This window comes from Streptomyces sp. NPDC037203 (genome assembly GCF_055605065.1).
Genome location: NZ_JBVJUC010000002.1, coordinates 306,812 through 326,362 on the forward strand (window position 1 = coordinate 306,812; position 19,551 = coordinate 326,362).

Genomic DNA, 19,551 nt, shown 5'->3' on the forward strand with positions numbered 1-19,551 from the left:
GTGGCCGCCGTCACTGATCAGGAGCACATGGACCACACCGATCGCGTCGAGGCCGCGCCCACGGATCACGTCGAAGGCAGCGATCCCGTGGATCACAGCGACAGCGGCGACCGCGGCGAGCGCGCCGAGCGCAGTGGACACAGCAGCCACTCCGGTGACACCGGCCGCGGCGGTCGCAACGGCCGCACGCGGGCCGACGCGCCGACCATCGACATCGTGAAGCAGGGGGAGAGGTCCCAGGTGGCCCAAGGAGTGAAAGAGGCCCAAGGAGGCCGAGGGGCGGCGGGGGACGACGGGGGAGAGGGAAGCGGTACGACGGTCAGACCGGCCGCTGCCGCGGCGGACCGGGGCGAGGAGGGCACGCCGATGCCGGGTGCGGGCGGGGTCGCAGCGGAGGACGAGGTCGCCGGCGCGGGCGACGGGGTCCGGGAAGGCGGTGGCGCCGGGCGGAAGGCCGCTCCGGGTCCGGCGGGAGACGAGGGAAGCCGGGCCGGCGAGCCAGGCGGCCCGGCGCGTACCCCCCACGCCGACCGTACCCCCCACGCCGACCGCGCCCCCCACGCCGACCGCGCCCCCCACGCCGACCGCACCCCTCGCGCCGACCGCGCCCCTCGCCCCCCGCGCGCCGAGCGTCCCCCGGCGCCCGCACCAGCCGCCCCCGCACCGGCGGCTCCCGCGCCCGCCGCCCCCGCCGCGTCCTCCGAGCCCCCCCGCTCCGCCCGCTCCACCGAGTCCGCCGACTCCTCCGGCGCCTGGGACGACGGCCTCATCGCCCGCCGCATCGCCGACGCCGCCGCGCTCGTCGCCCCCCTGGAGCCGGTCCCGGCCCGTGGCGGCGCCGCCCGCACGATCGTCCCGCTCGCCTACGAAGGCCCCCTGCGCGCCCGCCTGGACGCCCTGCGGGAACTCGTCGGGCTCTCCCGGACGCGGCTGGACGGCCAGACCCTCGCCGAGGCGAGCCGGGTCCTGGACGAGGCCGCGGACCGGCGCAAACTGTCCGGGCGGCACACCGTCGTCGCGATCGCGGGCGCCACCGGCAGCGGCAAATCGCAGTTGTTCAACTCACTCGCCGGGGTAGCCATCTCGGAGACCGGGGTACGGCGCCCGACCACCTCCTCGCCGATCGCGTGCAGCTGGAGCGACGGCGCCGCCGGCCTCATCGACCGGCTCGGCATTCCGGGCCGGCTGCGCCGCCGTCCGCTCCACCACCCGGAGTCGGAGGAGCAGTTGCGCGGGCTGGTCCTGATCGACCTGCCCGACCACGACTCCGCCGCCGTGCAGCACCGTGAGCAGGTCGACCGGATCCTGAAGCTGGTGGACGCGGTGATCTGGGTGGTCGACCCGGAGAAGTACGCCGACGCCGTGCTGCACGAGCGCTATCTGCGGCCCATGGCCGGGCACGCCGAGGTCATGTTCGTCGTCCTCAACCAGGTCGACCGGCTGCCCGGTGAGGCCGCCGACCAGGTCCTGGACGATCTGCGGCGGCTGCTGGACGAGGACGGCGTGGCGCTCGGCGAGCACGGCGAGCCCGGCGCCACCGTGCTCGCGCTGTCCGCGCTCACCGGCGATGGCGTCGGCGATCTGCGCGAGGCGCTCGGCGAGTTCGTGGCCGAGCGGGGCGCGGCGGCCCGCCGGGTCGCCGCCGACGTGGACGCGGCCGCGGCCGGACTGCGGCCCGTCTACGCCGCCGGGTGCCGGGCCGGGCTCAGCGAGGAGGCGCGCGAGGAGTTCGCCGCGCGGCTCGCGGACGCGGTGGGCGCCACCGCGGCGGGCGAGGCCGCCGAACGCGCCTGGCTGCGCAACGCCAACCGGGCCTGCGGCACACCCTGGCTGCGGCTGTGGCGCTGGTACCAGAGGCGCGGTACGGCACCCACCGGGCGCCATCAGGTGAACGCCCAGCCGGACGAGGAGGCGACGGCACGGCAGCGCGTCGAACAGGCGGTCCGTACGGTGGCCGACCGGGCCTCGGCCGGGCTGCCGGTGCCGTGGGCGCAGGCGGTGCGCGAGGCGGCCGTACGCGGTGCGCAGGGGCTGCCGGAGGCGCTGGACGAGCTGGCGGAGCGGGCCGGGGGTCCGTCCGGGCGGCCGCCGCGGCCGGGCTGGTGGCCGGTGGCGGTGCTGGTCCAGGCGGCGATGACGCTGCTCCAGATCGCGGGCGGGCTGTGGCTGGCCGGGCAGATCGCCGGGCTGATGGCACCCGATCTGGGGGTTCCGGTGCTGTTGATGGTGTGCGGGATCGTCGGCGGCCCGCTGGTGGAGTGGGGCTGCCGGATGGCCGCGCGGGGACCGGCCAGGCGCTACGGCCAGGACGCGGAACGGCGCCTGCGCGAGTCGGCCGCGAGCTGCGGCCGGGCGCGGGTGCTGGACCCCGTGGCCTCGGAGTTGCTGCGGTACGGGGAGGTGCGGGAGCAGTACGGGAAGGTGGTGCGGCCCGAGTCCGGGATGGGCGAGTCGGGGGCGTACCGGGTGAGTTGACGGGGGGCCGGTGGGCGGGGGCTGTACGCCTTGGGCGGGAGCTTGAGGCCGTCGGCGGGAGCCGTAGGCCGTGGCAGGTGCCGACGACGACCGGTGCCGAACGCCGTGGATCGGTGCCGTACGTCTTGGATCGGTGCCGTGGGCCGGGGTGGCTCGCCGGTGGTGGTCACTCGTGCGGGTGGCGGAGTTGTCCACAGGCACAGGGGTCGTCCACAGCGCCCGGCGGGACCGGCCCGGCGGAGGCAGTCTGAGGCCGTGGCAGACGCCGCCGTACGGGACGGACCCGTACGTCCGCCCGCCCGGCCGAGCGCGCCGGGCGGGGGAGGGGAGCGAGACGATGAACGAGACCGTGGTGTGCGTGGTGGGCAACGTGGCGACCGCGCCGGTGTACCGGGAGCTGGCGGCGGGGCCGTCGCTGCGGTTCCGGCTCGCGGCCACCGCGCGCTACTGGGACCGGGAGAAGAGTGCCTGGACGGACGGGCACACCAACTTCTTCACGGTGTGGGCCAACCGCCAGCTCGCCGCCAACGCGATGGCGTCGGTCGAGGTGGGGCAGCCGCTGGTCGTGCAGGGCCGGCTGAAGGTGCGGACGGAGGGGCGCGAGGGACAGCAGCAGTGGGCGTCCGCGGACATCGACGCCACGGCCATCGGCCACGACCTCTCGCGCGGTACGGCGGTCTTCCGCCGCGCGGCCAAACCGGAGCCCCCCGCCGCGGCGAACCGGCCCGAGCCCGACTGGGCCACCCCGCGCCCACCGGACACCGGCGAGAGCGCCGGCACCCAACAGGCCGCGGAACCGGCCACCGTGACGTGAAGTCAGCCGTCCGCCAGGGTTGATTTATCGATAAGTGCTGCTCAAAGACGGTCCGGCGATAACGATTCCGGATCGGAAACGCCATCGGATCATCCGACCGGCCGGGGAGGCACAGTCCGAGTCCATAGGATGCCGGGCGTGCCCCTCGGGGCCGCCGATTCTGCTGGTGGGACCCGTCCCCCACGTTCAACGGGTCCTGCTCGAAGGGGAATTCTGTGCTTGCTGCGCTCTCTGGGTTCTGCCGGTCCACCGCCGTGTCCCGCCTGGCCGCCACCGCCGCGGTGTCCGGGCTCGTGGCGGCCGGTGTGCTGTCCGGCGCGGGTACGGCCGCGGCCGACGCGGCGCCGCAGACCGAGGGCGGGGCGAGCGCCACCCTGGACGGCCTGAAGACCTTCGGCGAGGCCGTGGTCCACGAGAGCGGCGGTGACCAGCGGGTGTCGGCGGGGCTGTCCGAGATGTCGGTGGACGGCGGCGGCACCCTCCAGACGTACGGCGTCGACCTGCACGGCCCGGTGCAGCGCGACGCCCGCTACGAGGAGACCTCCTGGAGCGGCACCTCGCTCGGCACCAACCGGGACGCGGGGAAGATCCACTGGATCGTCCAGAACTCCTACCCCCAGGTCAACGACCTCGCCGCGCTCGCCCACCGGGCCGGCGTGCGGACCCTCACCGAGCAGGACGCGGCTGCCGGCACCCAGGTGGCCATCTGGCGCTACTCCGAGCACGCCAGGATCGACGCCGTGGCGCCGGAGGCCGAGAAGCTCGCCGACTACCTCCAGCGCAGCGCCCGCGGCAGCGCCGAGCCGGGCGCCTCGCTGACCCTGGACCCGCCCGCGGTCTCCGGCCGGCCCGGCAGCGTGGTCGGCCCGGTGACCGTGCACACCAACGCGGGCGCGGTCGCGGTGATACCGCCCGCGGACGCGGCCACCAGCGGGGTGCGGATCACCGACAAGACCGGCAAGGCGCTCACCACGGCGAAGGACGGCAGCCGGCTCTACTTCCGGATCCCGCGGGACGCGGCGGACGGCTCCGCCCAGCTGAGCGTGCAGGCGTCGACGACCGTCCCGGTGGGCCGCGCCCTCTCCTCCGACAGCCGCAGCCAGACGCAGATCCTGGCCGGCTCCAGCGAGTCCGCGGTCTCCGCGAGCGCGACGGCCGACTGGGCCGTGCACGGCGCGATACCGGCGGTGTCGGCCCACAAGGACTGCGCCAAGGGCACCGTGGACATCACCGCCTCCGACAAGGGCGACCAGCCCTTCACCTTCAGCCTGATGGGCACCGGGCACACCGTCCCGGCCGGCGCCACGCGCACCATCCCCGTCCCCCTCCAGGAGGACCAGGGCTACGACTTCACGATCACCGGCCCGAACGGCTTCACCCGCCGCTTCACCGGCGTCCTGGACTGCAAGATCCAGGGCACGATCGTCGCGAAGACCGCCGTCCAGACCGTCGGCGAGCCGACCCCGCTCACCACGCCCACCCCCGCGGGCACCGACCTCGCCGCCACCGGCGGCTCCGCCCTCACACCCCTGATAGCCGGCGCCGCGATCGGCCTGGTCGTCATCGGCGGCGCGGTGCTGGTCCTGCTGCGCAAGCCGGAACAGCCCGGCGAGTGACCCCGGCGCGCGGCGGACGGCTCAGCGGTCCGCCGGCCGGGCGCCCGGTGCCACGCTCCTGACCAGCGCGCAGAGAAGGACGGTGGCGGCCAGGCTCCCGAGCGTGACCATGGCCACCCCGATCACGAAGAGACCGGTGGAGTCGTCGGACCAGTCCCACCAGGCGGCGGCCGCCAGCCCGGCCGTCGTCCCGGCCACCGGCCCCACGACCTGCCGCCGCGAGGCCGCCCAGCCGACCACCACCAGCAGCGTCAGCACCAGCCCGGCCACCTGCCACACCGCGTACGGCCCGCTCTCCGTACCGTCGGCCCGCACGCCCTTGTGCTGATCCCACCCCAGCCACCCGGCCCAGAGCCCCGCCGCCACGACGCCCATCCCGAGCACCCGCACCGACTGCCCGGCCGCCTTCTTCCACCACGTTCCTCGACGCATACCTCCAGCGTGACTCCGGGCTCCCGCCCCCACGCAGGGCACACGTACTCACCTCACCCCCGTACTCCTACTCACCCGCCCCTCCCGACGAGCCGCAGGCCGCACCCCCGAGCGGCCGCGGCCCGCCCGACCACGGGTAGCCACCGGGGAACCCCCAGGTCACAGCCCCCCGGCCCAACGAGTTTCCGCACAGGGGTGGCCGTACGGCAAGATGGGGTGTATCTGCCCACTGCCAGATTTCAAGTTGCCGGACGGTTTCTCTTGGCTGAGTTCATTTACACCATGCGCAAGGCGCGCAAAGCGCACGGCGACAAGGTGATCCTCGACGACGTCACCCTGAACTTCCTGCCGGGTGCCAAGATCGGCGTCGTCGGTCCGAACGGTGCCGGCAAGTCGACCGTGCTGAAGATCATGGCTGGGCTGGAGCAGCCGTCCAACGGCGACGCGTTCCTGTCGCCCGGCTACACCGTCGGCATCCTCCTGCAGGAGCCCCCGCTCGACGAGGACAAGACGGTCCTGGAGAACGTCCAGGACGGCGTCGCCGAGACCAAGGGCAAGCTCGACCGGTTCAACGAGATCGCCGAGCAGATGGCGACCGACTACTCGGACGCGCTGCTGGAGGAGATGGGCAAGCTCCAGGAGGAGCTGGACCACGCCAACGCCTGGGACCTCGACGCCCAGCTCGAGCAGGCCATGGACGCGCTCGGCTGCCCGCCGGGCGACTGGCCGGTCGTCAACCTCTCCGGTGGTGAGAAGCGCCGCGTCGCGCTCTGCAAGCTCCTCCTGGAACAGCCCGACCTGCTGCTCCTCGACGAGCCCACCAACCACCTCGACGCCGAGTCGGTGAACTGGCTGGAGCAGCACCTGGCCAAGTATCCGGGCACCGTCGTGGCCGTCACCCACGACCGGTACTTCCTGGACAACGTCGCCGGCTGGATCTGCGAGGTCGACCGCGGCCGCCTGCACGGCTACGAGGGCAACTACTCCAAGTACCTGGAGACCAAGGCCGCCCGCCTCAAGGTCGAGGGCCAGAAGGACGCCAAGCGGCAGAAGCGCCTCAAGGACGAGCTGGAGTGGGTCCGCTCCAACGCCAAGGGCCGCCAGGCCAAGTCCAAGGCGCGCCTCGCCCGGTACGAGGAGATGGCCGCCGAGGCCGACAAGATGCGGAAGCTGGACTTCGAGGAGATCCAGATCCCGCCGGGCCCGCGCCTGGGCAACGTCGTGGTCGAGGTCGACAAGCTCAACAAGGCCTTCGGCGACAAGGTCCTGGTGGAGGACCTGTCCTTCACGCTGCCGCGCAACGGCATCGTCGGCGTCATCGGCCCGAACGGCGCCGGCAAGACCACGCTGTTCAAGATGATCCAGGGTCTGGAGACCCCCGACTCCGGCACCATCAAGGTCGGCGAGACCGTCAAGGTCTCCTACGTCGACCAGGGCCGCGCCAACATCGACCCGAAGAAGACGCTGTGGGAGGTCGTCTCCGACGGGCTCGACTACATCAACGTCGGCCAGGTCGAGATGCCCAGCCGCGCCTACGTCTCCGCCTTCGGCTTCAAGGGCCCCGACCAGCAGAAGCCGGCCGGCGTGCTGTCCGGCGGTGAGCGCAACCGCCTCAACCTGGCGCTCACCCTGAAGCAGGGCGGCAACCTGCTGCTCCTCGACGAGCCCACCAACGACCTCGACGTCGAGACCCTCTCCAGCCTGGAGAACGCGCTCCTGGAGTTCCCCGGCTGCGCCGTCGTCGTCTCCCACGACCGCTGGTTCCTCGACCGGGTCGCCACCCACATCCTCGCCTACGAGGGCGACTCCAAGTGGTTCTGGTTCGAGGGCAACTTCGAGTCGTACGAGAAGAACAAGGTCGAGCGCCTCGGTGCGGACGCCGCGCGTCCGCACCGGGCGACCTACAAGAAGCTGACGCGGGGCTGATCGGTCTTGCGCCACATCTACGCCTGCCCGCTGCGCTGGTCCGACATGGACGCCTACGGCCATGTCAACAACGCGGTCTTCGTCCGCTACCTGGAAGAAGCCCGGATCAACTTCCTGTTCCGACCGGACAAGGAGTTCCAGCAGGGCTCCGTGGTGGCGCGCCACGAGATCGACTACAAGCGCCAGCTCGTCCACCGGCACCACCCGGTGGACATCGAGCTGTGGATCACCGAGATCCGGGCCGCGTCCTTCACCATCGCCTACGAGGTGAAGGACGCGGACACGGTGTACGTGCGGGCCTCGACCGTCGTCGTGCCGTTCGACTTCGAGGCGCAGCGGCCGCGCCGGATCACCGCGCAGGAGCGGGAGTTCCTCGGGGAGTACCTGGAGCAGGCCGGCGCCGAAGAGGGCGAGGCCGTCGCCGCATGACGGTACTGCACCTCGTGGACGAGACGGAGGCGGCGGACCTCGCCGCCTTCCTCGGCCGGCTGCTCCACTACGACCGCGGTGCCGCGGTGCGCCTCCAGGCGGCCGGCACCGCGCTCGCCGTCTTCGGCCGGCCGCCGTCCTTCGAGGTGCTCGCGGTGCGCGCGGTACGGCTCGCCAAGCCGTACGAGAACGGCCTCGACGTCACCCTCGACGCCACCGTCTCCGCGGGCGAGCTGCTGGAGTCGGTGGACGAGCGGGCCGCCACCGCGGCCGTGCCGGGCACGGTCACCGGGCCGCCCTGGGCCGGTGTGCTGCCGCCGCGCGGGGGCTGGCGGCCCGAGCCGGGGCTGCCGGCGCCGGACGCGCTGCGGGCGACCGTCGCCGCGGCGGTCGGTGAATTCCGGGCGCGTACCGAGGAGTTGCCGCCCGAGCGGCGTACCCGCGCGGAGCTGGACCGGATCGGGCGGGACATCTGGTCCCGCGAGATCGGGCACACCCCCCTGCCCGTGCGGGCCGTGCACGCGGCGCAGTCCCTGGGCTTCCTGCGACCGGGCACGCGGGCGGCCGACACCGGGCTGCTGACCTCGGGCGCGTGGCTGCGGCTGCGCACGCCGTACGGCTCGATCGCGGTACGGCGGGCGGGGGCGCCGGGATCCCTCGGGGCGCTCGGCGTCAGCGTGGGCGGCTGAGCCGCCGGCCGCCCGAGGGCGGGCTCACTCCGGGGTGTTGACCATCGACGCGGCGGCGTACGTCAGGTAGTTCCACAGCGTCCGCTCGTGCTCCTCGGACAGGCCAAGGTCGTCCACCGCCGCGCGCATGTGCCGCAGCCAGGCGTCGTGCGCCGCCCGGTCCACCGCGAAGGGGGCGTGCCGCATCCGCAGCCGGGGGTGGCCACGGTGCTCGCTGTAGGTGGTGGGGCCGCCCCAGTACTGCATCAGGAAAAGCGTCAGGCGCTCCTCCGCCGGGCCCAGGTCCTCCTCCGGGTACATCGCCCGCAGCTCCGGGTCCCCGGCGACCCCCTCGTAGAAACGGTGGACGAGCCGGCGGAAGGTGTCCTCCCCGCCGACCTGCTCGTAGAAGGTCTGCTCCTGAAGCGTGCCGCGCCGAATCTCTTTCACCCCTCCATGGTCTCAGACGAGGCGGCCCAGGTCTCCAGGCTTAGGACCGTCCTCGTCTCCAGGCTTAAGGACCCTCCTCGCCGGTGCTTACCGTGGGGGTATGGGTGGTGACGACGCACGGACCGGGGAGCTGGCCGCCGCCGCGCGGGCCGGGTTGGTACGGGAGATCGCGGCGGAGGGCGCCTTCGCGGCGGACCCGCGGTGGCGCGAGCCGTTCGAACAGGTCCCCAGGCATCTGTTCGTGCCCTACTACTTCGTCGCCGGGCCGCGCGGCTACGAGCGGCGCTGGGGCGAGAGCCCGGACCCGCGGGAGCGCGAGCGGTGGGTGCGCGGCGCCTACGCGGACGAGCCGCTGGCCACCCGGCTGCGCGACGGCGAGCTGCTGTCCTCCAGCAGCCAGCCCTCCCTGATGGCCCGGATGCTGGCCGCGCTGGAGGTCGGGGACGGCGACCGGGTCCTGGAGGTGGGCGCGGGCACCGGATACAACGCGGCCCTGCTGGCGCACCGGCTCGGCGACGACGACCTCGTCACCAGCGTCGAGCTGGAGCCGGAGATCACCGAGTCCGCGCGGGCGCATCTGGCCGCGGCCGGGTACCGGCCGGTGGTCGTCACCGGGGACGGGGCGCGCGGAGTGCCTGAACGCGCCCCCTTCGACCGGATCATCGCGACCTGCGCGCTGCCCACGGTGCCGCGCGCCTGGCTCGCCCAGTGCCGCCCCGGCGCCCGCGTCCTGCTTCCGCTGGCGACCGGGTTGCTCGCGCTCACCGTGCGGGACGCGGAGCACGCCCGTGGCCGATTCCTCGCCACGGCCGCCTACTTCGTGCCGCTGCGCGGGCAGGGCCGGGCCGGGACGGCGGAGGCCGGCCTCGCGGGACTGCCGCGCCGGGCCCGCGAGCAGGACACCTTCCGCTTCCTGTGGGCACTGAGCAGCGGCACGCTGGACCCGCGGGAGGCGTACGCGCTGTGGCAGCGCGAGGAGGAGCCGGAGCGCGAACGGTACGGTGTCACGCTCGCGCCCGGCCGCGGCCGGGCCTGGCTGGACGACCCGGAGGGGCCGTACACCTGGCCCCTCCCGTGACCGCTCCGCCGCCGGAACTCAGCTCCGGCGGACGGTGATCGTCGTCCAGGCGCCCACGTGCACCCGGTCGCCGTCGCGCAGCGGAACCGGCACGAACGGCTGGATCGGCTCCTCCGACATGTTGACCGTGGTGCCGTTGGTCGAGTTCTGGTCGACCACCGCCCAGCTGCCGTCCGGCTGCTGCACCAGCATCGCGTGCTGGTGCGAGACGCCCGGATCCTCCGGCGGCACGGCCAGGTCGATGTCCGGGGTGTCGCCGGTGGAGTGCCGGCGGCGGCCGATCGTCACCTGGTCGCCGGTGAGGGTGCGCTGCTGCTCGGGGGAGTACGCGGGCAGGTTCAGGCCCGTGGCCTCGGGGCCGGAGCGCTGCATCATCGCCATGAAGTACTCGCGGTCCGGGCCGATGGTGGCGGTCCAGGTGGACTGCCCCGGCGCGTCCGGGAAGCCGGGGCCCGCGGGGGCCTTCTGGAAGCCCGGTCCCGAGGGGGTCCGGGTGTCACCGGGCTGGGGGTAGCCGTAGCCGCCGCCCTGGCCGGGACCCGAGGGGTTCGCGGACGACGGTGGGGAGATCACCCAGTCGTCGTCACCGCCGAAGGAGGGACCACCGGAGGAGGGGCCACCGGAGGAGGGACCACCGGGCGGACCGCCCGCCGGTGGACGGCCGGTCTCCCGCGGGAAGGCGGGGGGCGCGGGCGGGCCGCCGGCCGACGGGAACGCCTGCGGGGCGCCACCGGGACCGCTGGAGCCGCCGGGACCCTGATGACCGGGACCGCCGGGGCGGGCGGGGTCGCCGCCGAAGGGGCCCTGGCCGGGCCCGCCGCCGAAGGGGCCGCCGGCCGGAGCGCCGGGGCTCCGGTCGCCGCTGAAGCCGGGGGGCGGGGGCGGGGTCTGGGTGCCGCCGGGCTGGGGGTAGCCGTAGCCGCCGTTCCGGCCCTGGCCGTCGGGGCCCTGGCCGGGACCGGAGGGGCCGCCCGCCGGACCACCGGCGCCCGGACCCTGGCCCGGAGGATTGCCGAAGGGGGAGGGGCGGCCGGCCGGAGCGCGGTCGCCGCCGAAGCCGGGGGGCGGGGGCGGGGTCTGGGTGCCGCCGGGCTGGGGATAGCCGTACCCGCCGTTCTGGCCCGGGCCGCCGGGACCCTGGCCCGGACCCGAGGGACCGCCGGCCGGACCGCCGGGGCCCCGGTCGCCGAAGCCGGGCGGCGGGGGCGGGGACTGCGGGTTGCCGGGCTGGGGGTAGCCGTAGCCGCCGCCCTGACCGCCGGGTCCCTGGCCGGGGATGGACGGTGCGCCGGGTGCGCCCTGGCCCGGCACCCGGCCGAAGGCGGGCGGGGCCGGCGGGCCGGGGGAGGTCGGCGGGCTCGGCGGGGTGCGGTCGAACGGGGTCGGCCCCGACGGCTCGCTGCCGAACGGCGGGATCGGCTCGGCGGGACGGTTCACCTGCGAGGGCCGCGAGCCCTGGTACTCGTACCCGTCACGGCCGCCGAACGGTGTGCCCGGCGACTGGAAGTGCGGGCCGCCCGAGGGCCGCGGTGCCGCCGGGGTGTACGAGGTCGCGGTGTTGGTCAGGAAGTTCCACCGGCACTCCTCGCAGAAGGGCGCGCCGCCCTCGCGGGGCGTACGGCACTGCGGGCACAGCTCGGGCTCCCCGGCCGCGGCCGGCGGGCGCCCGCCCTGCTGGCCGCCGCTCGGGGGCGGGAAGCCGTAACCGCCGGGCGGCGGGGGCGGCGGGGGCGGAGGTACGGCACCGGCCATGCGGTGACCGCAGACCTCGCACCAGTCGTCGGAACCCGACTGGTGTCCGTTCGGGCAGGTCGGCATGTCGGTGCTTCCCCTTCTTCCTTAAGTTCTTCCTTCAAGGGTCCAACTGGATCGCCAGGGACGCTTCCAGGGTCACTTCTTTACACGAACAGTCTTTGTGGACCGGGTCTCCAGAGTCATCTCGTCCGCCTCCGCGACCCTCGTCTTCAACCGCACAGTACCTGTCGCGGCGTCGACCACGTCCACCACCTTCGAAAGCAGTTTCGCAGTATCCGCGTTCCCCGAGGCGCTCGCCAGCTGAACCGCCCGCCCCAGTTTGGCCGTTGCGCCGTCGAAATCGCCCACTTTGCGCAGATCGAGCCCTTGCTTGATGACATGTGCCAGTTCGGCCTGGCCCGTGTAGTGGGCGACCTGGGGGCTGATCGCGGTGGAGGCCGCCATGTCGCCGGTCCACACGGCCCGTACGAGGCCCTGCGCGCCGAGGTCCTGCGCCGTCCCGTCCGCCTGCGGAACCACCAACGACACCCGCGCCGCCAGCATTTCGCGGCCCAGGCCGGCCGGGGGCACCGCCACGCACAGGTGGTAGTCGAGGGACTCGTCGCCCCAGGACCCGGTGGGATAGTCTCCGGCGCGCGGCCCGGCCTCGCTGCGGCGGCCGGTCAGGTCCTCGACGGCAGGGGCGACTTGCTTGAGGAAGCGGATGGCGGTGCCGACCGGCGTCCACACCCGCAGGGCGACGTCGGCGACCTCCTTGCCCATCGCCGTCTCCATCATCCGCGTGAAGTCGGCGGCGAGGCCGGCCGGATCGGCGACGATGTCGGCGGTGCCGAGGAGCGCGGAGGCGATCCCTGTGACTTCTTTCACTTCCCAGTCGGTGCCCACGCCCCGCGCGTCGCAGGTGAACCGCCCGGCGCAGGCGTCCAGGGCGGCGCGCAGCTCCTCGGGCGACTCGTGCTCGTTGCGCCCGTCGGTGAGCAGGATGCCGTGCCGCAGGGTGGCGTCCGCCGAGGACAGCAGCCGGTCGGCGAGGCGCAGCCAGGTGCCGATGGCCGTACCGCCACCCGCGGTGAGGCGGCGCAGCGCCTGCTTGGCCTGGTGCCGGGTGGCGGGGCTCGCGACGGCGAGACCGCCGTCGCCGGGGTAGACCTCGGTGGCCACATGGGTGCCGGCGATCACGGCGAAGTGGGTGCCGTCGCGCAGGGTGCCCACCGCGGCGGCCGTGGCGTCCCGCGCGTTGCGCATCTTCGTCGGCGGGTAGTCCATGGAGCCCGAGCAGTCGACCATGATCGCCACGGCGGCGGAGGGCCGCCCCGCGGCGGCGACCGGGTCCGGGCCCCCGCCCAGCGTCCCGCCCCCCGTCGCCGTCACCGTGATGATGGCGTTGACCTCGCGGCCGCCCTCGGGCAGGTACTCGTTCTGGTACACGTCCACCGAGAACCGTGGCACGCTCGGTTTCGCGAAATTGGCCATACGAACTCAAATCCCCCTCCACCGCCCCGCTTACGCGCGGCGATGCCGTGTACGGGCCGGTCCCCTCCGGTCCGTGGCCCCCGTGGCCTCAGGCCGATCCTGCCCCCCGCGGTGGTGCGGGGAACGGCAGTACGGCCACTGTTACGTTGTCGTGGCCCCCGCCGTCCAGGGCGTGGCCGACCAGGACGCGGGCGCTGTGCAGCGGCCGGACGGCGGCGTCCGCCGGGATCGTCTCGGCCATCTCCCGCGCCGTCTCGGCGTAGTTCCACAGCCCGTCGGTGCACACCACCACCACGCCGGGCCGGTCCGGTTCGAACGACGCGGTGTGCGGGTCCAGTTCGTAGGCGTCCGCGCCGAGCCAGCCGGTGATCGCGTGGGCCCGCTCGTCGGCGTACGCCTGGGCCTCGCTCATCAGTCCGGCGGCGACCATCTGCGCGGCCCAGGAGTCGTCCTCGGTCAGCCGGGCGGGCGGCGCGCTGCGGTCGTCCGGTACCCAGTAGGCGCGGCTGTCGCCGACCCAGCCGACCACCAGGAGCCCGGCGGCGACCACGGCGGAGACGATGGTGCAGGCCGGGGCGTTCTGGTGCGGGTCGTGCTCGCGGGCCGCGTCCGGTTCCCCGGCGAGCGCGTTGACGGCCTGCGCGGCGGCGACGATCGCCTCGTGCATGGCCGCCTGCGGGTGCGTACCGCGCGGCAGGGCGGCGAGCAGGGTGTCGCCGGCCGCGCGCGCGGCGGCGGCCGACGCCTCGTCGGGGCGGGTCGCGGAGGAGACGCCGTCGCAGACGACGGCGTGCGTGGCGGGGCTGCCGTCGGGCAGCGTGGTGTGGCCGAGGGTGAAGAAGTCCTCGTTGCGGTGGTGGCGCAGTCCGCGGTCGCTGACGGCGGCGGCCGGGCCCGACTCCCGCTCCATGTGGTCGCGTTCGCGGGGCTGGGCGTGCCCGCAGTTCTCGCAGTAGCCGTCGCTGTCCACGCGGCCGGCGCGGCAGGCGACACAGGTCGTGGCGGGCGGCGCGGGCTGCTGCTCGGGCGCGGGGGTCTCGTTGGCCGCGCGGGGGTCGGGGGCCTGCAAGGGGTACTCCTCGGGTTCCGCCGGGCGGTCGAAGCGGACGCCGGACGCGGGCTGTCCCGCGGGCGCCTCGGGCGCGCCGGGGTGCAGCGGGTGGCCGCCCGAGTCGGTGCCGGGCAGGTCGGTCGGCAGATGCGTCTTGGGGGAGGCGGAATTGGAGCCGGGGGGCTCGGGGGCGGGCCACTCCACGTCGTCCCCGGAGACCGGGGAACCGGGTGCCGGCGAACCGGGTCCTGGCGAACCGTTCGGGGCGCCGGGGGCGGGGATGCGGGGCGCGGACGGGCCGGGCGCATGGGCGCCGGGCGTGGCGGGGGTGCCGGGGGCCGGAGGGGTGGGCGTCGCCGGTCGTCCGGTCATGGCGAGCGTGGGGAGGTCCCGCGGCGGCGCGGGCACCACCGAGAGGTCGTGACCGCACGCACCGCAGAAGTGGTCGTCGGGTTCGACGGGCTCCGCGCAGCTCGGGCACGTGGCCGGTGCGGCCTGCTGGGGCATCTGCGACATCAACTACACCCACGTCCGGGGGCGGTAACGGTTGGCCCGTTCCACCAGTTCGATCCTCTCCTGGCCGCCGGGAGCCAGCCGGGCCAGCGCGCGGTAGGCGCGCTCCAGACCGAAGCGCAGGCCCCGCTCGTCCAGCCCGCTGCCCAGCAGCACCCGCCCGCCGGTGGCCGGCCGGGCGGTGTCCTGGCCCCCGGAGAGTATCCAGTCCAGCGCACAACCGAGCACTTCCGCCGACAGCACCTCGCGCCGTGCCGGGTCGAGCCCGTACGCCTGGAGCGCCTCGATCTGCCCGGCGGCGGTGGTCAGGTCCTCCAGGAACCGTACGTCACCCGGTCCCGCGACGCGTCCTCTGAGCCGGGCCCGGACGGCGGCGATCCGGGCGGCCGTGTAGTGGATGGACGACTCGGGCACCGACTCCAGCGTCCGCACCGCGCCCTGCCGGTCCCCGGCCGCGAGCCGCACCCGCGCGAGCCCGAACGCGGCGCTCACATAGCTGGGATCGGTCGTCCACACCAGGTGGTAGTAGTCGGCCGCGTTGTCCAGCTGACCCAGCACCTCGGCGCAGGCGCCCAGCGCCAGCTTGGGCGCGGCCTCGCCGGGGAAGGCGTCGTAGACCGCGTCGAAGGCGAGCGCGGCGCCCTCGAAGTCGCCGGTGACCAGCGCTGCCAGGCCCCGGTACCAGACCACCCGCCAGTCCTCGGGCCGCTCCTCGTCCAGCGCGGCGAGCCCGGTCGCGGCGCCGTAGTGGTCCCCGGTCTCCAGCCGCGCCCGCACCTGCCGCAGCCGCGTCTCGACGCTCTGCGCGGGCACCGCCGTCAGCGCGCCGAGCAGTTCCGCGGGCGCGGACGCCACGAGGCCCGCGAGGAAACCGGCGTTGGGGTCGGCCGGGTCGACCAGGGGCACGGGCAGCGCGAGGGCCGCGGCGGCGACGCCGAGCGGCTTGACCAGGGCGGCCGGCAGGGAGGCGGACGGCACGGGGGCGGCCGGTGCCGGGGCGTTCGCGGCGCCGGGGCGGCCGGGGGAACCGCCTTTCCGCCTCGGGATCGTCCGGGCCCCGAGCCGGGACACCTCCCCGAACAGGCGGGGGAACAACTCCGTTTCGGTGACCCGCAGTTCGGGTCCGAACAGGGTCGACAGGGCGGGCCGTGCCTGGCCGCTGCGCAGCGCCACGACCTCCCGCAGCACCCCCGTCAGCTGCTCCGCCATCTCCCGCGCGGAGCCGAAGCGGCGGGCCGGGTCGGGGTCGGTGGCGCGGACCAGGAACCGGTAGAAGGACTCGTAGCCGCGGAAGACGTCGACGGTCTCGGGGTCCGGCAGCGAGTCGGCGTAGACGTTGGTGTATCCCTGGAAGTCGAAGGTCAGCACGGCGAGGGTGCGGCCCACGGTGTACAGGTCGCTCGCCACCGACGGGCCGGTCTCGGCGACCTCGGGGGCCTGGTAGCCGACCGTGCCGTAGATCGCGGACTCGTCGTCGTCCATGCGGCGCACCGCGCCCATGTCGATCAGCTTGAGCTGGTCCTCGGACTGGATGGCGTTGTCGACCTTGAAATCGCAGTACAGCAGGTTGCGGCTGTGCAGGTGGCCGAGCGCCTCCAGCGCCTCGATGCCGTACGCGCACGCCTGCTCCACCGGCAGCGGATCGCGTCTGCCCTCCGGCGTACGGCGGGCGTTGGCGATCTCCTTGAGGGACTTGCCGCCCACGTACTCCATGACGATGTAGCCGTCGAGGGAGCCGGTGCGCTGGTCCAGGTGCTCCACGAAGTTGTAGATCCGCACGATGTTGGCGTGCTCGATCTCCGCGAGGAAGCGCCGCTCGGAGATCGCCGCGGCCATCGCGTCCTGGTCCCCGGTGTCCAGCAGGCCCTTGAGCACCACCCAGCGGTCCGAGACGGCCCGGTCCACGGCCAGGTAGACCCAGCCCAGGCCGCCGTGCGCGAGGCAGCCCGCCACCTCGTACTGGCCGTGCACGATGTCCCCGGCCTTCAGCTTGGGCACGAAGGAGTACGGGTGGCCGCACTTGGTGCAGAACCCCTCGGTGCGGCCCGGCCGGTCGCCGCGGGCCCGGCCGACCGGCGCCCCGCAGTCCGAGCGGGAGCAGAACCGCTTGCGTTCGGGCACCTCGGGGTGGTCCAGGACCATGGTCTGCGGGTCGGGCCGGGGCACCTGCGGCACGTCCACCAGGCCCGCGCCGAGCCGCCCGCGCCCCGACGACCCCGACGCGGAGCCGGAGCTGCGCACCGACACCGAACGGGCGGTGGCGGCGCCCCCGGACAGGGACCGCGAGAGCCGCCCGGACACCGAGCGCCGGGACCGGGACGACTGCGAGGAGGTGCGGGCGCTGCGGGCGCTGCCCGAACCCCGACTGTCGGCGGCCCCCCGCGTCACACCGGTGGGGGGCGAGCCGACCAACCCGGTCGCCGACACCACGGGCGCCAGTCCGCAGGTGCCGCAGTACAGTTCGCCGCCGCCGACGTCCTCGTACGCCCCAGCGCAGTCCGGCCGCTGACAGGCCCGCCCGGCCCCGCTCATCCCTGCTCCCCCTTGCGCTCCTCGGGCGCGCTCTCCAGCAGTTCGGCCGCCGCCCGCTGGTAGCGCAGCACCGCGGTCTCGGCCACCCGCAGATCGCAGGGCGCGCTCCACAGCATCCGCCGGGCGGCGTCGTAGCGCTCCACCAGGAACGGGTCCTCGGCCAGTCCGTGCCGGGCGACCTTCGCCTTGTAGGCGTCGAGCCGGCCGCGCAGTTCGGCGCGGACCGCGAGCGGCGCGGTGACCGCGGCCAACTGCTCTCGGGCGCGCAGCAGTTCGTCCTCGGCGCGCTGCTCCAGGGACTCCAGCAGCGGGGACAGCCGGTGCCATTGGGCGCTGCGCCGGTACTCGGCCGCCGTCGCCAGCTGCTCCTGGAGCACGGTCGGCGGGCCGCTGACCACCGGCACCTCGGTGGCGGCGATCTTCGCCAGCACCTCGCCGCGTGCGGTGCGCGCTTCGGCGAGGGTGCGGTCCGCGCGCGAGAGGACGTCCCGCAGCCGGATCAGCCGGGCCTCGGCGTCCTGGCGCACGGTCAGCACCGCGTCGATCTCCCGGCGCACGTCCTCCAGGGCGCGCGCCTCGCGGTCGTACACCGTGGTGTCCGGGCGGCCGCCGCCGGGCGCGGAACTGCCCTTGGCCGGCACCCAGAAGGCGAGCGGGTCGCGGATCACGTCCGCGCGCAGCCGGGTCAGGGTGCGGGTGATCCGCTCCAGGTCGTCACCGGCCGGGTGCTCGCCGGGGCGCACGCCGACGGAGTGCGCGAGCTGCCGGGTGCGCGCCAGCTCGGCGGCGAGGAGGTCGATCCGCGCGGGCAGCGCCGACCAGACCGCGTCGGCGGCGACGACCAGGTCCAGGCTGCTCGCGTACATCTCGTTCATCCGGTCCACCAGCTCGGCCAGCGAGAAGCTCTCGCTGAGCCGTCCGCGGCCGGGGTCGGCGACCGCCACGGAGGTGCCGCGCAGCAGCTCGGTCAGCTCGGCCAGGTCCTCCCGGCTGGACCAGCGGCGCCGGGCGCGGATCTCGCGGGCGCCGCGCAGCGCGGCCGTATAGGCGTCGAAGTACGACCACAGCAGGGTGATCCGCGCCTCGGTGGCCTGCCAGCGCTCCTGTGTGACGCCGGACAGTTCGGCGCCCTCCAGGAGCCGGCGGCCCGCGTGGTCCTGGAGGGCGAGCAGCGACGTCTCGATCGCCTCGTGCTCCTGGCCGAGCCGCGCCAGCGCACGGTCCACCTCGTCCCGGTCCATCACCGGCCCGGCGGGGTCCGTGACGCCCATCGATCACCTCTCGCTTGCTGTGTGTTCCGTCGGCCGTGGTTCAACTGGTGCGCAGATACCGCGGTGCGGGCGGCTTGGACGCCGAGGAGTCCTTTCCCAGTGTGGCCGACAGCCATGTGTCGTACGACGCCTGCCAGCCGCTCGCGCGGTAGGCGACCAGGACCCGGTTGACCCGGCGCACCAGATCGGAGGCGTCCTTCCTCATCGCCACTCCGTAGTACTCGGTCGTGAACGGCGCGCCCTTGAGCTCCACGGTCGGGTCCTGCGCGGCCTGGCTCGCGGCGAGGGCGCCGTCGGTGACCACCGCGTCCGCCTCGCCGAGCTGGAGCCGCACCAGGCAGTCGAGCTGGCTGGGCACGGTGGTGGAGATGTCCGTGGAGGCGGGCAGCGCCCCGGCCTTCTTGTCCGCGGCCAGCTTCGCGTACCCCGTCGAACCGGCGGCCGTGCAGACCTTCTTGTGCGCCAGGGTGCCGTTGTACCCGGTGATCGGCGACGACTTGGGTGCGAGGACCTGCTGCCCGGTCTTGAAGTACGGCGCCGAGAAAGCCACTTGCCCGAGGCGCTCGCAGGTGATCGTCATCGTACGGACCACCATGTCCACACGGCCGTCCTGGATCGCCGAGATCCGCTGGCTGGTCGGTATCGCCTTGAACTGCACCGCGTCCGGGTCGCCGAGGATGTCCCGCGCGATGCGGTGCACCAGGTCGATGTCGAAGCCCTCCAGCTGGGCGCCCTCGGTGTTCGGGTTGCGGTAGCCCCAGCGGTAGCTGTTCTGGTCGACGCCCACGATCAGTTTGCGCCGGGCGCCCTGGCGGGCCTTGATCGCGTCGATGGCCGGGCCGTCGGCGCCGGACGGGGCGAGGGTCTGCTGCTGCGCCGCGGAGTCCTGGCAGGAGCCGGCGCGCACCTGGCTGCCCTCGGCGAGCTGCTGCCCGGCCCGGACCGGGGCGCGGTGGTGGTGCGCGACCTGGGTGCACGGCAGCAGCAGGACGAAGGCCAGCGCCAGGGCGCACAGGAGCGCCATCGTGCCGACCCCGCCCCAGCCGCGCAGCCGGCTCGCGTCCATCG

At 74.5% G+C, this 19,551-nt stretch carries 15 protein-coding genes; 7 read left to right on the top strand and 8 right to left on the bottom strand.

Annotated elements, in window-relative coordinates; all coding sequences use genetic code 11:
* From ACZ7EC_RS05880 to ACZ7EC_RS05890, 3 genes are all read left to right on the top strand, one after another.
* Positions 1-2,475, top strand: coding sequence for a YfjP family GTPase (locus ACZ7EC_RS05880; protein ID WP_471058546.1), 2,475 nt, complete (start codon positions 1-3; stop codon positions 2,473-2,475).
* Positions 2,476-2,812: 337 nt separating this feature from the next.
* Positions 2,813-3,289: a single-stranded DNA-binding protein gene (locus tag ACZ7EC_RS05885; protein WP_471058549.1), complete on the top strand. Its 477-nt coding sequence runs from the start codon at positions 2,813-2,815 to the stop codon at positions 3,287-3,289.
* Positions 3,290-3,552: 263 nt separating this feature from the next.
* Positions 3,553-4,905, top strand: coding sequence for a TQXA domain-containing protein (locus tag ACZ7EC_RS05890; RefSeq protein WP_471059738.1), 1,353 nt, complete (start codon positions 3,553-3,555; stop codon positions 4,903-4,905).
* A gap of 21 nt (positions 4,906-4,926) precedes the next feature.
* Here the strand turns inward: ACZ7EC_RS05890 and ACZ7EC_RS05895 are convergent, their stop codons facing one another.
* The gene (locus tag ACZ7EC_RS05895; RefSeq protein ID WP_471058552.1) at positions 4,927-5,337 is read right to left on the bottom strand and encodes a hypothetical protein; all 411 of its coding nucleotides are present in this window, start codon (positions 5,335-5,337) and stop codon (positions 4,927-4,929) included.
* A gap of 261 nt (positions 5,338-5,598) precedes the next feature.
* Between ACZ7EC_RS05895 and ettA the strand changes: the two genes are divergently transcribed.
* Genes ettA through ACZ7EC_RS05910 form a run of 3 tightly spaced genes read left to right on the top strand, consistent with a single transcriptional unit; the run spans position 5,599 to position 8,381 of the window.
* On the top strand, positions 5,599-7,263 hold the full coding sequence (ettA, locus tag ACZ7EC_RS05900; protein ID WP_471058555.1) for an energy-dependent translational throttle protein EttA: 1,665 nt from the start codon (positions 5,599-5,601) through the stop codon (positions 7,261-7,263).
* 6 nt (positions 7,264-7,269) lie between these two features.
* Entirely contained in the window at positions 7,270-7,692 is a 423-nt protein-coding gene (locus ACZ7EC_RS05905; protein ID WP_471058558.1) for an acyl-CoA thioesterase, read from the top strand.
* On the top strand, positions 7,689-8,381 hold the full coding sequence (locus tag ACZ7EC_RS05910) for a DUF8185 domain-containing protein (protein WP_471058561.1): 693 nt from the start codon (positions 7,689-7,691) through the stop codon (positions 8,379-8,381). Before ACZ7EC_RS05905 ends, ACZ7EC_RS05910 begins: the two co-directional genes overlap by 4 nt.
* Positions 8,382-8,405: 24 nt before the next feature.
* Here ACZ7EC_RS05910 and ACZ7EC_RS05915 read toward each other — a convergent pair whose 3' ends face one another.
* Complete coding sequence (locus tag ACZ7EC_RS05915; RefSeq protein WP_471058564.1) at positions 8,406-8,810, bottom strand: globin; 405 nt, start codon at positions 8,808-8,810, stop codon at positions 8,406-8,408.
* A 100-nt stretch (positions 8,811-8,910) separates the two neighbouring features.
* Here ACZ7EC_RS05915 and ACZ7EC_RS05920 point away from each other — a divergent pair, with 100 nt between their 5' ends.
* Positions 8,911-9,888 carry a methyltransferase domain-containing protein gene (locus tag ACZ7EC_RS05920; protein ID WP_471058567.1) on the top strand — a complete coding sequence of 326 codons (978 nt, stop codon included), beginning with the start codon at positions 8,911-8,913 and terminating at the stop codon, positions 9,886-9,888.
* A gap of 18 nt (positions 9,889-9,906) precedes the next feature.
* Here ACZ7EC_RS05920 and ACZ7EC_RS05925 read toward each other — a convergent pair whose 3' ends face one another.
* The 6 genes from ACZ7EC_RS05925 to ACZ7EC_RS05950 form a co-directional block, all read right to left on the bottom strand.
* Positions 9,907-11,706, bottom strand: coding sequence for an FHA domain-containing protein (locus ACZ7EC_RS05925; protein WP_471058569.1), 1,800 nt, complete (start codon positions 11,704-11,706; stop codon positions 9,907-9,909).
* A 72-nt stretch (positions 11,707-11,778) separates the two neighbouring features.
* Positions 11,779-13,116 (bottom strand): vWA domain-containing protein, encoded by a 1,338-nt coding sequence (locus ACZ7EC_RS05930; RefSeq protein ID WP_471058572.1) that lies wholly within the window; start codon positions 13,114-13,116, stop codon positions 11,779-11,781.
* An 88-nt stretch (positions 13,117-13,204) separates the two neighbouring features.
* Positions 13,205-14,683 (bottom strand): PP2C family protein-serine/threonine phosphatase, encoded by a 1,479-nt coding sequence (locus ACZ7EC_RS05935; protein ID WP_471058575.1) that lies wholly within the window; start codon positions 14,681-14,683, stop codon positions 13,205-13,207.
* Positions 14,684-14,686: 3 nt separating this feature from the next.
* The gene (locus ACZ7EC_RS05940) at positions 14,687-17,212 is read right to left on the bottom strand and encodes a serine/threonine-protein kinase (protein WP_471058577.1); all 2,526 of its coding nucleotides are present in this window, start codon (positions 17,210-17,212) and stop codon (positions 14,687-14,689) included.
* Positions 17,209-18,483, bottom strand: a complete 1,275-nt coding sequence (locus tag ACZ7EC_RS05945) for a coiled-coil domain-containing protein (RefSeq protein WP_471058580.1) — start codon at positions 18,481-18,483, stop codon at positions 17,209-17,211. Before ACZ7EC_RS05945 ends, ACZ7EC_RS05940 begins: the two co-directional genes overlap by 4 nt.
* 40 nt (positions 18,484-18,523) lie before the next feature.
* A complete protein-coding gene (locus ACZ7EC_RS05950; RefSeq protein WP_471058583.1) occupies positions 18,524-19,549 on the bottom strand; it encodes a glutamate ABC transporter substrate-binding protein in 1,026 nt (341 codons plus the stop codon).
* Positions 19,550-19,551 lie beyond the last annotated feature (2 nt).